At 43.5% G+C, this 14,833-nt stretch carries 14 protein-coding genes and 1 other annotated feature; of the genes, 5 read left to right on the top strand and 9 right to left on the bottom strand.

The window, feature by feature from the left end; translation table 11 throughout:
• Nucleotides 1–39 precede the first annotated feature (39 nt).
• The 3 genes from QM454_RS10590 to QM454_RS10580 all read left to right on the top strand — a co-directional run bounded on the left by QM454_RS10590 (nucleotide 40) and on the right by QM454_RS10580 (nucleotide 1,650).
• Nucleotides 40–432: a globin gene (locus QM454_RS10590; RefSeq protein ID WP_432357702.1), complete on the top strand. Its 393-nt coding sequence runs from the start codon at nucleotides 40–42 to the stop codon at nucleotides 430–432.
• Nucleotides 429–1,235, top strand: coding sequence for a DsbA family protein (locus QM454_RS10585; RefSeq protein WP_432357699.1), 807 nt, complete (start codon nucleotides 429–431; stop codon nucleotides 1,233–1,235). Before QM454_RS10590 ends, QM454_RS10585 begins: the two co-directional genes overlap by 4 nt.
• A gap of 94 nt (nucleotides 1,236–1,329) precedes the next feature.
• Nucleotides 1,330–1,650 (top strand): hypothetical protein, encoded by a 321-nt coding sequence (locus QM454_RS10580; RefSeq protein ID WP_432357696.1) that lies wholly within the window; start codon nucleotides 1,330–1,332, stop codon nucleotides 1,648–1,650.
• Between the two features lie 265 nt (nucleotides 1,651–1,915).
• Here QM454_RS10580 and pepF read toward each other — a convergent pair whose 3' ends face one another.
• From pepF to QM454_RS10555, 5 genes are all read right to left on the bottom strand, one after another.
• Nucleotides 1,916–3,730, bottom strand: coding sequence for an oligoendopeptidase F (gene pepF, locus QM454_RS10575; protein ID WP_432357693.1), 1,815 nt, complete (start codon nucleotides 3,728–3,730; stop codon nucleotides 1,916–1,918).
• Nucleotides 3,731–3,780: 50 nt separating this feature from the next.
• The gene (locus tag QM454_RS10570; protein WP_432357690.1) at nucleotides 3,781–4,932 is read right to left on the bottom strand and encodes a competence protein CoiA; all 1,152 of its coding nucleotides are present in this window, start codon (nucleotides 4,930–4,932) and stop codon (nucleotides 3,781–3,783) included.
• A 114-nt stretch (nucleotides 4,933–5,046) separates the two neighbouring features.
• Nucleotides 5,047–5,694, bottom strand: coding sequence for an adaptor protein MecA (gene mecA / locus QM454_RS10565; RefSeq protein ID WP_432357687.1), 648 nt, complete (start codon nucleotides 5,692–5,694; stop codon nucleotides 5,047–5,049).
• Nucleotides 5,695–6,117: 423 nt separating this feature from the next.
• Nucleotides 6,118–6,516, bottom strand: a complete 399-nt coding sequence (gene spxA / locus QM454_RS10560; protein WP_060206922.1) for a transcriptional regulator SpxA — start codon at nucleotides 6,514–6,516, stop codon at nucleotides 6,118–6,120.
• Between the two features lie 399 nt (nucleotides 6,517–6,915).
• Nucleotides 6,916–8,121 carry a putative glycoside hydrolase gene (locus QM454_RS10555; RefSeq protein WP_432357684.1) on the bottom strand — a complete coding sequence of 402 codons (1,206 nt, stop codon included), beginning with the start codon at nucleotides 8,119–8,121 and terminating at the stop codon, nucleotides 6,916–6,918.
• 199 nt (nucleotides 8,122–8,320) lie between these two features.
• Nucleotides 8,321–8,553 (top strand) — a binding site (T-box leader).
• Nucleotides 8,554–8,597: 44 nt separating this feature from the next.
• Here QM454_RS10555 and trpS point away from each other — a divergent pair.
• Complete coding sequence (trpS, locus tag QM454_RS10550; RefSeq protein ID WP_432357681.1) at nucleotides 8,598–9,584, top strand: tryptophan--tRNA ligase; 987 nt, start codon at nucleotides 8,598–8,600, stop codon at nucleotides 9,582–9,584.
• Here the strand turns inward: trpS and QM454_RS10545 are convergent.
• From QM454_RS10545 to QM454_RS10535, 3 genes are all read right to left on the bottom strand, one after another.
• Nucleotides 9,541–9,759 (bottom strand): hypothetical protein, encoded by a 219-nt coding sequence (locus QM454_RS10545; protein WP_432357679.1) that lies wholly within the window; start codon nucleotides 9,757–9,759, stop codon nucleotides 9,541–9,543. The two genes, trpS and QM454_RS10545, sit on opposite strands and share 44 nt — an antisense overlap.
• A gap of 90 nt (nucleotides 9,760–9,849) precedes the next feature.
• Complete coding sequence (gene fabF, locus QM454_RS10540) at nucleotides 9,850–11,085, bottom strand: beta-ketoacyl-ACP synthase II (protein ID WP_432363956.1); 1,236 nt, start codon at nucleotides 11,083–11,085, stop codon at nucleotides 9,850–9,852.
• Nucleotides 11,086–11,180: 95 nt separating this feature from the next.
• Nucleotides 11,181–12,113, bottom strand: coding sequence for a beta-ketoacyl-ACP synthase III (locus tag QM454_RS10535; protein ID WP_432357676.1), 933 nt, complete (start codon nucleotides 12,111–12,113; stop codon nucleotides 11,181–11,183).
• Between the two features lie 187 nt (nucleotides 12,114–12,300).
• On the opposite strand from QM454_RS10535, the gene QM454_RS10530 reads away from it, so the two are divergent.
• A complete protein-coding gene (locus QM454_RS10530) occupies nucleotides 12,301–12,486 on the top strand; it encodes a DUF2929 family protein (RefSeq protein ID WP_432357673.1) in 186 nt (61 codons plus the stop codon).
• Nucleotides 12,487–12,617: 131 nt separating this feature from the next.
• On the opposite strand, the gene QM454_RS10525 is transcribed toward QM454_RS10530, so the two are convergent.
• Complete coding sequence (locus QM454_RS10525; protein WP_432357670.1) at nucleotides 12,618–14,765, bottom strand: ATP-dependent Clp protease ATP-binding subunit; 2,148 nt, start codon at nucleotides 14,763–14,765, stop codon at nucleotides 12,618–12,620.
• Between the last annotated feature and the right edge of the window lie 68 nt (nucleotides 14,766–14,833).

The raw sequence follows: 14,833 nt of genomic DNA, 5'->3' as shown, positions 1-14,833 counted from the left end.
AAAATGTCCATACAGTCAGAGCAAAGGAGATTGACATACATGACTCGAAAACCTTTGATACCTTATGAGGAAATCGGCGCTGAAAAATTATCGGAGCTCATTGATCGTTTTTATGAAAAAGTGGCTGTCCATCCGGACTTATATCCGATTTTCCCTGAAGATCTGACGGAAACAGCACGAAAACAGAAACAATTTCAAACACAATATTTAGGCGGACCGAATTTATTCACGGAAGAGCATGGCCATCCGATGATGAAAGCGCGTCATATGCCTTTTTCAATAACTCCTACACGAGCAAAAGCGTGGCTTGCTTGCATGGCGGAAGCGATGGACGATGTAGGCCTGGAAGGACCTCTCCGGGAAGTGTATTATCAACGACTCGTCTTAACGGCAAATCATATGGTGAATAGAATCGAGGAGGATGAGCGGTGAACCGTGAAACTCTGTTGGAGAGCAACACTACATCTTCAGCCTCATTGTCTAAGCCCATCGAAATTTACGTATTTGTAGACCCATTATGCATGAACAGTTGGGCGCTCCAGCCGTTACTTAGAAGATTACAAGTCGAGTACGAACGTTATTTCACATTAAAAGTTGTCCTTCGTACTTCTTTGACGAAGACGAACTCATGTTGTTTCGTCAATCTGAAAGATACGAAGGCGTGTACGAAAAACCATCCAGCTTTTCCAAGCATTGCCTTGAAGGCAGCAGAGTTTCAAGGGAAGCGTGCAGGTTTCCGATTCCTTTCTAAGCTGTTTGAATACGCGTACTTAAAAAAAAGGAACGTCCTTTCCTTTTCAGTTCTTGTTGAAATTGCTGAAAGCCTTGGCCTTGATGTTGACGAATTCACACTCGATTTTTCGTCGCATCACGTATTACGCTCGCTGCAAGTCGATTTGCATTTGGCGAAAGAAATGGAAGTTGAAGATGCGCCATCCTTCGTTTTTTTCAATGAAAACATTGAAGATGAAGGATTGAAAGTGAACGGATTGCATACTTATGAAATTTATGAACAAATTTTGGAAGAGATGGTCGGGTACCAAATTACACCAGATGTCCCTCCAACATTAGATGATTTATTCCAGCGTTTCGACTCACTTTCTACAAATGAAATTGCTGTCATTTACAACATCTCGGAAAAATCCGCCGAACGCGAATTAAAGAAGCAGGTTCTTCTCCAGAAGATCGAAAGGCTTCCATTGTCAAATATGACATTATGGCGCAAACGCCGTTGAAAAAAGCAGATTGCATGGTATTCGCTCACCATGCAATCTGCTTTTTTGTGCAGGAGTAGCTCGCTTTGAGCGCTTGGGGGCTTGGGGGCTTACTTTGAGCGCGGATCGGCTCGCTTTGAGCGCGGAGCAGCTTGCATTGAGCGCGGGGCAGCTTGCATTGAGCGCGGGGCGGCTCGCTTTGAGCGCAGGGCGGCCTCCATTGAGCGCAGAACGGCTCGCTTTGAGCGCAGAGCAGCCTCCATTGAGCGCAGGGCGGCTTCCTTTGAGCGCGGAGCAGCTTCCTTTGAGCGCGAGTCTTAATATGTATATACAACAGAAAAGAGCATCCACTCTTGGGGGAGAGGGATGCTCTTTTACAAAGGGAATGGGAGAAATGTTCACGTTCAAACAAAAGGGGTGTATGTTTGGTATGTGATTTATTTCACATCTATAACTTATCATAAAATAATAGTAACATCAACATTTCACATGAAGTTTCACATCTCTGTCACAAATAAAATACGAAACAAACCCCTTACCTAAAGACTTCGTCATCGTAAATAACTGGCATGTTCATCCATCACCTTAAATGTAAGCGCTTCACTTTATTGTTTTATAAATATAATAAAATTATTAAATCAGAAAAAACCTGACTTAGGCGTCAAAAACGCTAAGTCAGGTCATTTTTCACTGCTTTACTATTATCCAAGCAATTGCTCTAACTCATTTAATCGTTCCTCAAACACTTTGCACGCCTCTTCAATCGGTTGCGTGCTCGTCATATCGACGCCTGCCTTTTTCAAAACTTCAATCGGATAATCAGATGAACCAGCTTTCAAGAAGTGATTAATGTACCGATCAACAGCTGGCTGCCCTTCCGTCAAGATTTGATGGCTGAGCGCCACCGCAGCACTAAAGCCTGTTGCATATTGATAAACATAGTAATTGTAGTAGAAGTGCGGGATGCGCGCCCATTCAAGAGCGATTTCCTTATCCTCTTCCACTGCGTCACCAAAATATTTCTTGTTCAATGCGAAATATTCTTCCGATAGTTTATCAGCAGTCAACGCGACACCTTGCTGGTCAAGTTGGTGGATGAGATGTTCGAACTCGGCAAACATCGTCTGGCGGAAAACTGTACCACGGAAACCTTCAAGCCAATGATTCAACAGGTAAATCCGCTTTTGTTTATCATCAATTGTTTTCAGTAAATGATCGTTCAAAATAGCTTCATTCACTGTCGAAGCAACTTCAGCAACAAAGATCGAGTACCCGCTGTAGTTGTATGGCTGATACTTCCTTGAGTAGTAGCTATGCACGCTATGGCCAAACTCGTGTGCTAAAGTGAACATATTGTTGACGTTGTCCTGCCAGTTCATGAGGATGTACGGGTTTGTGCCATATGATCCTGATGAATAGGCTCCTGAACGCTTTCCTCTATTCTCACGGACGTCGACCCAGCGGTTTTCTAGTCCTTCTTTGACGATTGATGTATATTCCTCACCAAGCGGATGGAAGCTTTCGAGCATCGTTTTTGTCGCTTCCTCATACGGGATCTTCATGTCAACGTCTTTTACCATCGGTGCAAACATATCCCACATATGAAGTTCGTTTAGGCCAAGAACCTTTTTGCGTAATGCGACATAGCGATGATGCAATTCAAGATTTTTATTAATTGTGTTGACGAGGTTGTCATACACTTGCTCCGGAATATGGTTATTTGACAATGCTGCTTGCCGTGCAGATGAAAACTTTCGGATGCGTGCATTGACGTTATTCCGCTTTACATTTCCGCTTAACGTGGAAGCAAACGTGTTTTTGAATTCACCATATTTACTATACATCGCTTTGAATGCATCTTCACGTACTCTTGCATCCTTACTTTCAAGGAATCGGATGTACCGTCCGTGTGACAGTTCCGCTTCTTCCCCGTCTTCGTCTTTCACCATCGGGAACGTCAAGTCAGCGTTGTTCAACATGCTAAACGTTTCCGACGAGCTGCCCGTCACTTCGCTCATTTGCGCAAGAATTGCTTCCTGTTCAGCAGGAAGAATATGCGCGCGGAAAGCGTTCATTTCCTCAAATTCATGCTTGTACAATTTCAAGTTCTCGTTGTTTTCCGCTAGAGCACTTAGTTCCTCTTCAGGGATGGACATTAACTCTGGTGTAAAGTACGAAAGGGCAGTCGAAATTTTTACGTACAATGTTTTCGCACGGCTCTCCATCGCTTGATAGAAACTATTCGTCGTATCTTGATCGGCCTTCAAATGGGCATACGTGTACAGTTTCCCCATTCTTTGATAAATCGTATCTCGATAAGAAAGTGCCTCAAACAATGCATCTGCGCCTTGATTCAACATGCCTTTGAATGTTTCAGCCTTCCCCGAAAGTGCTTCAATTTCCTTGAATTCCTGCTCCCACGCTTCGTCTGTCGGAAAAATATCTTCGAGACGCCAAGTTTCCTCTACTTTCACTTGGTCACGCGTTAACACTTTGCTCTTTGCATCAGTCGTCATTCAAAATCCTCCCATCCATATTCTTCGTAAATCGAATCATTTTTATTCTCTCAATTCCAGTCCTCATTTGCAAGAAATCTTTCTGAAATGAATTTCAAAACAACATCTTCCCTTAAATCTGTTTTTTGCGTTGCACACTCAATAGCGAACTCATTCAAGAAATTAATATAGTGCTCGCACGCTATTGATTTACCGTTGAAATCCCTGTCAAATCTGCTCACAAAGCGCTCAATTGAATATGTCGATACGTCTGATAACGGAATGCTGTTTCGTTTTAAGAAATGCAACAGGCGGAATTGCCACTCGACGTCCGCTTCCCGAAATGCATCATTTTTCAGTACGGGTACACCGATCCATGGCGGCAATAGAGTCGGGAGCATTTTCATTTCATAGCAGCTTCTTAAGAATGGATCTTTAATGCCTTTTCTATTCAATAAAATACGGTTTTGTAACTCTTTTTCCCGTTGGATTCCGTAAAGTTTACCGTATTGAATTACATCATCTGTAGTTGGTGATTTCGGACGAGCGAAAGGGAAAATTTGAAAGCTTAGAGGAAGTACACGGTGTAGCCCAATATATCGCTGTCCAGCGACATGTAGTAGACTACTGAAATAATGAAATGTTTGACTGTGGGGATTAAATGTGAGAAGTACGTTTCCTTCAGGAGGGGTGCTGACGATGAACCACTCTTGGAACTTTGAAAACTGAAAGATGCCGACACCTTCATGGAGATTCATAAATTTTGACGGTGTATGCAAGATCCAAATCGGATGCATGCCGACTCGGCGATACCCATCCGTCCGCTTTTCTAAATCCGAAATGGGTATGGTGCTGCATTGGAATTCAATCGGAAACATCGCTTCACCGGTTTTGACGAGCAGATCGGGACGCTGTGAAATGTTGTTTAGCAATGGCTCCAATACAACTTCTTGCGTGACAGCCAGTAGGCGCTCATACAATAACCGTTTTCCGTTTAAATGTTGCGGAGATTCCCCTTCAGAAAACGATCCGTCGCAAGTTGAATCTCTCTTATGCGCAAAGTGCGGGATAACAATGTCACCGACTTTCAACTGGACTCCCCCTTTGCACTGCGGGCAATAAAAGCTACCGGTCTGCCTCCACTTTCGCAGTTCTTGCCTTTCCAGCTCAGGGGTTAAAATGATCAATTGGCCTTCATCTGTACAAGCTGTTAAAATACCCATCACTCCTTTCACTAGTATTGTATGAAATAGGACGGGTTATTTCAAATATTATGAATACCGATTCTTTAAAACAAAAAAACTGTTCCCCATTTTTCGGGGAACAGCATTATATTATTAGTTATCGAAGTATTTGTTCATCGTTGTAAATACGTCAGATTCCATAATAACTTTTCCGTATTCTTCAAGACGGTGAACCGTCACTTGGGATAAGGAGCCGAATTCTGAAACAAGGCTGCAAAAATCAGATTTATCCTCATCATCCATTTTCGATTCATCATAAACTACATATAGATAGAATTTATTATCAAATGAATAGAGAGATGTTTTGGCTGCATATGGAGGAATGTCTTTTGACAGAGAAATGAGGTTTTCGAACTCTTCAAAGACGAACATATCCGACGTCCATACAACAGGCTCATCATTTAATTCATTCATAAGCTGTTCAGAATTGGCAAACATCGTGGGATCCGGTTCGATAGCCCTCATATCAGCGAACTGTTCGTCTGATTCCTCAGGTTCCGCAAGTTGCGCCCGTGTCACAGTCACTTCAATTCCGTTATTCATCGCATGGACTTGTATCCACAACGGACCTTCCACTTCGAATTCGGTCTCATCGTTTATTTCATCCATCATCTCCCAGAAGAGTTCCTCGCTTTTCTCGCGATTGTACCAAACTTCTTCCCGTGTAAAGCCCCGTGCCTCAATGTCTATATATGACAAGTAGAACTTTACGGTATTATCGTTGATTCGCTCTATTTCCATCCCTTTTCTCTCCCTTCCTTACAAACAGGCTTTAGCCCATTTCGTTTTTTTGCAATAAACCTGCAATGCTTATTATTACTATATGACCGTCCCGGAGGTTTTGAAAGGGTTATCCTCTGTGGACATCTAATGATATCAATTACGCCCCAGCGGAGGTAGTACTATAATTCAGCTGATTTTTGCTGAATTATGTTACTAGCATTGTAGAGAACATCAGCCCGTAAAGCAAGGGTAAATTCAAAAGCGCAGGGCGCCTGCTTAGAGTCGACGGGCATAAGGCGAAGATGCGGGGTGGCGTTTTTTGCCACAGAGCATCTTTGACTTATGACCCCGAGACTCTGGCGCCCGAAGTCTAGAAGTAAATAAAAAGCCAATAGGAATGGCGTATGCCTTTACCTCCTATCAGCTTTACTATATGTTATATTAGTTTACCATGCGCCGCGCTTCGAGCAGCTGATAGGCCCTTACTTTTCGAGGTAGGAAGCGTCTGATTTCATCTTCATTATATCCTACCTGAAGCCTTTTTTCATCAAGGATGATTGGTCTTCTTAATAGGCCCGGATGTTCTTGAATTAATTCATATAAACGTTGCAATGGAAGGCTCTCCACATCTACATTAAGCTTTTGGAAAATTTTCGAGCGTGTCGAAATGATTTCGTCCGTTCCATCTTCGGTCATTCGTAAAATTTGTTTAATTTCATCAATGTTCAATGGTTCAGAGAAAATATTACGCTCAGAATATGGAATTTCATGCTCTTCCAACCATGCCTTCGCTTTTCTACATGATGTGCAACTTGGTGAAGTAAATAATGTAACTCCCATTCGCTGACACTTCCTTTCAGTTCAGTCGGCATACTATCTTATATTCGAAAAATTAAATTAGAATAATTTTAAAGTAATTAGCTTAACTCCTATTATACACATATTCATTCTCAATGAATACACTTTTTCGAAAAAAAATGGTACAGATCGTTTCCTTGTCACATTTCCGCAATATTATAAGGTTTACAGCTCCTTAAGCTATGTACTTTGGTTCTTCTATACTGTTATACCCGACGGATGAAAAATTTAAACATCATTACTACAAATAATCTTTTTCTCATTTAGAATGAATTAATCGAAACATCACTCTCCACTTACTAGTACGAAATAAAAGGTGAAAAGTTTCAGTATAAATAAAAAAAATCCGGAAACCTGTTAACTAAGGCTCCCGGATTAAAATCATGGCGTGTAATCTACACCTTCTGTATACCTATTCCCTGCATTCCATAAGAGGTACTCATTAATGCCATTATCTTTTAGTGCTTTAATTTGCGCTTCAACTTCTTCTTTTCCGTATCGGAGGTAGTTCCCTTTTCCGAGCCAAGGCGCGCTGAAATCTTGTAACCAAGGACGTGAAACAGGTGGAGTATCAAGAGCTCCTAGCTTGGCGTTTTCAACTTTCGCATATTCTGCCACAAGTCGGTACGGCTCAAGATCAGGCTTCGGAATACCGAAATACGAAGTCCAATGGGACGGATATATCATAGACGATATGACATCGACGTTTTCGGAAATTCTCGAGAAGTTTTGTCCGATGCCAGGTGCTTCTGGCAACGTAGCGGAGTAGCCGAAAATATCGACAGAAACGTCCACATCGTAAGGTTTCAACTGTTCCCGTGCATATACAACGAAATCTGTTATTGCTTCGACTCGACGCTGGACCGGATCTAATTCCGATTCCGTATAGTCTTCCATCGTGTATTTCAATTTGTCATGCCGTTTTTCGAATCCTTCCGGAAAGCGGACGTAATCAAATTGAATTTCCTTGAACCCCATCTTTGCAGCTTCAATTGCAATCTCAACATTATGGTCCCACACTTCTTTCATGAACGGGTTGACAAACGCTTCGCCCCTTCCATTTTTCCAGACGTCACCGCCATCCAAAAATGACAATTCAGGACGTTGTTCAGCAAGTACACTATCTTTAAATACGACGATTCTTGCAATCGGATACACTTTATGTGCCTCAAGCGTCTCTAGCATTTTGCGCGGATCTTTTATGTATGGTTGCCCGATTCCCATTTTGAATAATGGCGATTCCTCCTGTGGCTTATACGTTAAATAGCCGAAGTCATCTTTTATATCGATGACCATTGCGTTTAAGTCCGTGGAATCAATCAATTTTAACAATCTCTCGAATCGGGCCCCCCCTGCGGAATGCCCTGTCACGTAAATTCCCCGCACCGCATCCGGATATTCAAATACAAGCCCAGAGTCATAACGGAATAATTTCGAGCTGGCTACGATTCCTTCATCTATTGATTCAAACCCATATGTACGTTCAGCAAACTCGATTTTAGTCTTCGTCTCTTCAGCTTGCACTGTTATTGGCATAGCAACTGCAGTTGCAAGGAGTAAAGAGCTAGCCCATTTCATTTTTTTCATATGACACTTCCTCTCTATCACTCATTCTATCAAAGCAAAAATACAATGAATAGCGAAACTCATCTATTTTCTTCATTTCCCGTCGAAAAACATGTTTTTTTGTCGAATTCGTCTACTCTGCTTGCATTTGCATATAATCATGCATAACAGCTTATAGTTGCTTTATTCTTCATGTCGTATTATACTTTTGACAATTATACGAATGGCGAAGACGGAAAGAGTATTCTTGTCGCAGCATTAAAGAGAGCCTGTGGTTGGTGTGAACAGGCATGACGGACAGGAGGAATTGGGTTCCCGAGCTTGATTGGCGAAAAAGATAGTTGTTTATCGTTCAGTAGCCTTTCACGATTCCCCGCGTTAAGGGGTTTGAGTGGCCTGCTTGCGGGCTAATTCGGGTGGTACCACGGTTGATACACATCAGTCGTCCCTTTTACAGGGATGGCTGGTGTTTTTTTATTTTCAGAGGAGGAATTATAATGAAAACTATTTTTTCGGGCGTTCAGCCTACAGGGACAGTAACATTAGGGAACTATATTGGAGCATTCAAACAATTTACGGAGCTTCAACATGAATACGACTGCCGGTTCTGCATCGTCGACCAGCACGCCATTACCGTCCAGCAAGACCCGGATGAATTAGCGAAGACAATCCGCTCGCTCGCAGCGATCTATATCGCAAGTGGCATCGATCCAGAAAAATCGCTCCTGTTCATTCAATCGGAAGTGCCAGCGCATACCCAAGCAGGATGGTTGATGCAATGCATTTCGTATATCGGTGAACTCGAGCGCATGACGCAATTTAAAGACAAATCGGATGGGAAAGAAGGCGTCTCAGCCGGACTGCTCACGTACCCACCTTTAATGGCAGCGGATATTCTTATTTACAATACCGATATCGTACCTGTCGGAGACGACCAAAAGCAGCACGTCGAATTGACAAGAGACTTAGCTGAACGTTTCAATAGACGGTACGGTGAAGTGCTCACTATCCCGGAAGTGCGCATACCGAAACACGGAGCCCGCATCAAATCATTGCAAGACCCGTTGAAGAAAATGAGTAAATCGGATCTGAATAAAAAAGGAACGATTTCTCTACTCGATACACCGAAGCAAATCGAAAAGAAAATTAAGAGTGCAGTAACGGATTCGGACGGCGTCGTGAAATTTGATGTTGAAAAGAAGCCAGGGGTATCCAACCTTCTGACAATCGAGTCAGCGTTAAGCGGCATCGCGATTGCTGATCTTGAGTCGAAGTATGAGGGACTTGGCTATGGCGCGTTTAAAACAGGTGTCGCAGAGGCTGTCGTTAGCCATCTGACACCTATCCAAGAACGCTATGAAGAGCTCCTTAACTCGTCTGAACTTGACATTCATCTCGATCGCGGCGCGGAAAAAGCAAATGCAATTGCGTCCGCCACACTTAAAAAAATGGAGTCTGCGATGGGACTCGGACGAAGACGGTAATCACTAACAGAATGATCGCAATGACGAATAGCGTGAAGTCCGCCGTTTGGATAATAAACAGCAATATTTGCTTCCAGCTATAGCCGAGCGATAAATAATTGAAGTAGAAAATCATATGTGTAACTGTAATCACTATGAGTCCGTAGCTAATAAGGAAGAAGAAGATTCGCATCATATAGTTCGCCCTTTTTTCTTTTCTTCCATTGTATGAAAGAAAGCTCCCCTTTTAGAAGAATTCTAAAAGAGGAGCTTTTTATCTTACTTATTATATTTTCTTGAATACGAGTGAAGCGTTATGTCCCCCGAAACCGAGAGAGTTGCTCATCGCATATTGAATATCTGCTTTTCTCGCTTTATTGACGACATAGTCGAGGTCACATTCAGGGTCTTCATTCACATAATTCATCGTAGGAGGAAGAATTCCTTCCTGCAATGCTTTTACTGTGAAGATTGCTTCTAACCCGCCAGCAGCACCGAGCAGATGGCCCGTCATCGACTTCGTCGAGCTCATCGCTAACTTATATGCATGGTCACCGAAAACTGTTTTCGCAGCCATCGTTTCGAACAAGTCGTTATACGGCGTGCTCGTTCCGTGTGCATTAATATAACCAATTTTGTCCGGACTGATTTCTGCTTCATCGATAGCTTGTTGCATAGCGCGTGCACCACCTTCACCTTCAGGAGCCGGCGCCGTAATGTGGTGCGCATCTCCCGTAGAGCCGTACCCGACGATTTCTGCATAAATTTTGGCACCGCGTTTTACCGCATGTTCGTACTCCTCAAGAATGAGAATACCAGCGCCTTCCCCGATGACAAAGCCGTCTCTTTCCTTGTCGAATGGACGTGAAGCCGTCTCCGGATCTGGATTGAGTGACAATGCCGTGTTTGCACAGAAGCCTGCCACTGACATCGTTGTAATCGGGGCTTCAGCGCCTCCTGTAACCATGACGTCAGCATCTCCGCGTTTAATAACTTCAAATGCGTCTCCGATTGAGTTCGTTCCAGATGCGCAAGCCGTAACTGTACATGAATTGATGCCTTTCGCGCCGATATGGATCGACACTTGACCTGATGCCATATCAGGAATCATCATCGGGACGAAGAACGGGCTCACTCGGCGATATCCTTTTTCTTGGAATGTTTTAAATTGCTGTTCATGCGTTTCCATACCGCCGATGCCTGAGCCGATCCAAACACCTGTACGCAAAGCAGTCTTTTCATCCAATTCAAGATTGGCGTCTTTCATTGCCATGATGGATGCAGCGAGTGCATAATGCGTGAAACGATCCATTTTCCGAGCGTCTTTCCGCGGGATGTATTCTTCGATATCGAAATCTTTTACTTCTGCCGCAACTTTTACAGGAAATTGCTCACTGTCTAGTCTTGTGAGAGGCCCGATTCCGGACTTTCCGTTTATTACCGCTTCCCATGAGGTTTGCGCGGAATTTCCTACTGGAGAAACTGCTCCAACCCCTGTAACGACTACACGACGTTTTTCCATCATTGAAAACTCCCCTTCTTTTTCAAAAAACAAATAGTTATATTGCTTCGTTCGAAATTATTTTCTAATCTAGTTAATTATACCGTAAATGGCTATTATTTTCCCCATTTAATGCAAAGAGCGCCCCATGTCAGTCCGCCACCGAATCCGACTAATACGATAATGTCATCATCTTTAACGCGACCTTCTTCCAAGTCATCGAATAAGGAAATCGGAATCGATGCAGCTGACGTATTTCCATATTTATGAACCGATTTGGACATTCTTTCAATAGGCAAGCCGAGTCGTTCACGTGATGCTTCCATAATGCGTATATTCGCTTGGTGCGGAATTAAGTAATCGACATCATCTGTACTTAGACCCGCTTTTTCTGTGACACTTACAGCAGATTCACCCATTTGACGAACTGCAAATTTGAAAACTTCACGTCCATTCATATGGATATATTTATCTTGATATAAGTGTTTGCCTCCGGTACCGTCGGCGCCTAATTCGAATGAGAGGATTCCTCGTCCTTCGCTCACTTTTCCAACGACTGCAGCTCCTGCACCGTCCCCGAAAAGGACTGCTGTGTTGCGGTCTTCCCAATCTGTAATCTTCGACAGTTTCTCGACTCCGACGACGAGGACATGTTTATACGTTCCTGCCTCGACGAAATGTTTAGCCATGACGACACCGTACATAAAGCCTGCACATGCCGCCGACACATCCATTGCCGCAGCATTTGTCGCGCCTAACCGTTCTTGAATCATCGTTGCAACAGACGGGAATGGTCGATCCGGCGTCACTGTCGCTACGATTATCATTTCAATATCTTCTGCGTGGAGTCCTGAATTTTCTATAGCACTTACTGCTGCTTCGTACGCCATGTCAGACGTATCCGTATTGTCATCCGCAATGCGTCTTTCTTCAATGCCTGTGCGTGTGCGAATCCATTCATCCGTCGTATCGACACGCTGTTCTAGATCATGGTTTGTAACAACTTGCGAAGGAACAAACTTCCCTATGCCAATCAACCCTGCATTCATAATACATACCCCGTTCCTTATCATCTAATATTAGTACCTGGTGTTAATTATAGAAGATAACAGACTATTTTTCAATAAGTCGACACGATTTTGCTAAAGAAAATATGGATTGTACATTATTTTGTTTATCGATTGGACGTGTTTATGGTATGATGTACGAGGAAATAGATATGATGAGGTGAATTCGATGAAATATATATTGACTTTTGTTTGGTCTTTTCTACTTGTTGCGATGGTCAACTATGTAGCCGGTTCAATCGGCGCTATCCAATCTTTCGACTTCATGAGCGGTGTAATTGCTTCAATCGTCATGGCAGTACTAATCATTTGTATTACTGCAGTTACTCCAGACGGGGAAGTCGCAGATTATTGATTCATCAGTAAAACCATTCACTTCATTGTGGATGGTTTTTTGTTTTGTTTAATGGAACGAGAACTTTCCATCGCCTTAGTTATTCCCATTAAAAAGTCCTGGTAACCGATTTCGGCGTACCAGGACTTTTATTATCGCTTCTCTATGTTCAACTTTCCATCTACCATACGCACTACTAATTTCTCATTAGATGTTAAGTCGCCTTTAATAATTTCCTTCGCGACGATCGTTTCGACATGACGTTGAATGAATCGTTTCAACGGTCTCGCACCAAAGTCGGCATCGGTTCCTTCCCGAACAATCCAGTGAAGCACATCATCGGTGCACTCTAGTTCCACTTCTTGTTCATCTAACCGTTTGACGAGGTCTTCAATCATCTTTTTGGCAATTAAACGGAACGAGTCGCCTGACAACGAATGGAAAATGATAATGTCATCCATCCGGTTTAGCAGTTCCGGCTTAAAATGGCGACGCAGTTCTGACATAACTAAATCCTCAGCAGCATGCTTCTCCGACTCAAACTGACCTTGCAGCAAATAAGCAGATCCGATATTGGACGTCATAATGACGACAGTATTTGTGAAGTTAACTAATCGTCCTTGGCTATCTGTTATTCTTCCGTCATCTAATAATTGAAGCAAAATATTTGCTACATCAGGATGCGCTTTTTCGATTTCATCTAGGAGCACGACCGAGTAAGGATTGCGGCGCACCGCTTCCGTCAGCTGTCCACCCTCTTCATATCCGATGTAACCAGGAGGCGCCCCGACGAGACGAGATACACTATGCTTTTCCATATATTCGGACATATCGATTCGAATGAAGTGGTCTTCCGAATCGAATAACGTTGCAGCGAGCGTTTTCGCGAGTTCCGTCTTACCGACCCCTGTCGGACCAAGAAATAGGAACGAACCGATCGGCTTATCTGGGTCTTTAATGCCTGCACGTGCACGCCAAACCGCTTCTGTGACAAGTTGAACGGCGTCATCCTGACCGATAACTCTCTCTTCCAATGTTTCTCGGAGACGAAGCAATTTCTCTCGCTCTCCTTCCACAAGCTTCGTAACAGGAATACCCGTCCAGCGTGATACAATCATCGCAATTTCGTCTTCTGTTACTTCTTCCCGCAACAACCGGCTTTCCGAACTATTTGTGAGCGGCGCTTCCAATTCTTGAAGTTGTTTTTCGAGAGTGGGGATTTTTCCGTATTGAAGCTCCGCGGCTTTATTTAAGTCAAAACGGTTTTGCGCATCTTCCAATTCGCGGCGGTATCGGTCAAGTTCTTCTCGCTTCACTTGGATATCCCGCAACGCCTCTTTCTCCTTGTTCCACTGCTCCCGCATACCTGCAGATGAATCTTTTAGCTCCTGCAACTCGGTACGCAGTGTTTCGAGACGTGTCTTGCTGATCGTATCCTTTTCTTTCATTAATGCTTGCTCCTCGATCTCAAGCTGCATGATCCGGCGTGTGACCGAATCGAGTTCTTGAGGCATCGAGTCGATTTCTGTACGGATCATCGCGCTCGCTTCATCCATTAGGTCAATCGCCTTGTCCGGCATGAACCGTTCCGTCAAGTAGCGGTCCGACAACGTAGCAGCTGCAACTAATGCACGGTCATGGATTCGAACGCCATGATGGAGCTCAAACCGTTCTTTCAAACCGCGTAGGATTGAGATTGTATCTTCGACAGAAGGTTCACGCACCAATACTTGCTGGAAACGGCGTTCCAATGCTGGATCTTTCTCGATATACATCCGGTATTCGTCGAGCGTCGTCGCTCCGATGCAATACAGCTCACCGCGCGCAAGCATCGGTTTCAACATATTGCCCGCATCCATCGCGCCCTCTGTCTTCCCGGCACCAACGATCGTATGAATTTCGTCAATGAAAAGGATAATTTGCCCATCACTTTCCTTCACTTGTTTCAAAACGCCTTTCAACCGTTCTTCAAATTCTCCTCGGTACTTCGCGCCAGCAATTAGTGAACTCATATCTAATTCAAAAATCTGCTTATCTTTCAATCCTTCTGGCACATCGCCTTTGACGATCCGTTGGGCAAGCCCTTCGACAATCGCTGTTTTACCGACTCCAGGTTCCCCGATTAGAACAGGGTTGTTTTTCGTTTTTCTTGATAAAATCCGAATGACATTCCGAATTTCCTCATCCCGTCCAATTACCGGATCCATTTTACCGTTTTTCACATCTTCAACAAGATTTCGGCCAAATTGTTCAAGTGGGGTCCGTTGGTCTTCTTGTACGCCATCCATTCTCATATGCATTCACCTCTATCGTTTGACTTTGACTATCTTTGATTAATTAAAGTATATGCTTTATTCGCCTACAAGTA

It is taken from the genome of Sporosarcina sp. UB5 (assembly GCF_050859005.1).
Lineage (GTDB): Bacteria > Bacillota > Bacilli > Bacillales_A > Planococcaceae > Sporosarcina.
The sequence above is the reverse complement of the archived record's forward strand: the minus strand, read 5'-3'. Positions and strand labels throughout refer to the sequence as shown.

Excerpts from the sequence above, each read along its gene's own strand:
- QM454_RS10590 (WP_432357702.1), top strand. The coding sequence starts at position 40 with ATGACTCGAAAACCTTTGATACCTTATGAGGAAATCGGCGCTGAAAAA.
- fabF (WP_432363956.1), bottom strand. The coding sequence starts at position 11,085 with ATGGAAAAACGTCGTGTAGTCGTTACAGGGGTTGGAGCAGTTTCTCCA.
- trpS (WP_432357681.1), top strand. The coding sequence starts at position 8,598 with ATGAAAACTATTTTTTCGGGCGTTCAGCCTACAGGGACAGTAACATTA.
- QM454_RS10555 (WP_432357684.1), bottom strand. The coding sequence starts at position 8,121 with ATGAAAAAAATGAAATGGGCTAGCTCTTTACTCCTTGCAACTGCAGTT.
- spxA (WP_060206922.1), bottom strand. The coding sequence starts at position 6,516 with ATGGGAGTTACATTATTTACTTCACCAAGTTGCACATCATGTAGAAAA.
- QM454_RS10570 (WP_432357690.1), bottom strand. The coding sequence starts at position 4,932 with ATGGGTATTTTAACAGCTTGTACAGATGAAGGCCAATTGATCATTTTA.
- pepF (WP_432357693.1), bottom strand. The coding sequence starts at position 3,730 with ATGACGACTGATGCAAAGAGCAAAGTGTTAACGCGTGACCAAGTGAAA.
- QM454_RS10535 (WP_432357676.1), bottom strand. The coding sequence starts at position 12,113 with ATGAATGCAGGGTTGATTGGCATAGGGAAGTTTGTTCCTTCGCAAGTT.
- mecA (WP_432357687.1), bottom strand. The coding sequence starts at position 5,694 with ATGGAAATAGAGCGAATCAACGATAATACCGTAAAGTTCTACTTGTCA.
- QM454_RS10530 (WP_432357673.1), top strand. The coding sequence starts at position 12,301 with ATGAAATATATATTGACTTTTGTTTGGTCTTTTCTACTTGTTGCGATG.
- QM454_RS10545 (WP_432357679.1), bottom strand. The coding sequence starts at position 9,759 with ATGATGCGAATCTTCTTCTTCCTTATTAGCTACGGACTCATAGTGATT.
- QM454_RS10525 (WP_432357670.1), bottom strand. The coding sequence starts at position 14,765 with ATGCATATGAGAATGGATGGCGTACAAGAAGACCAACGGACCCCACTT.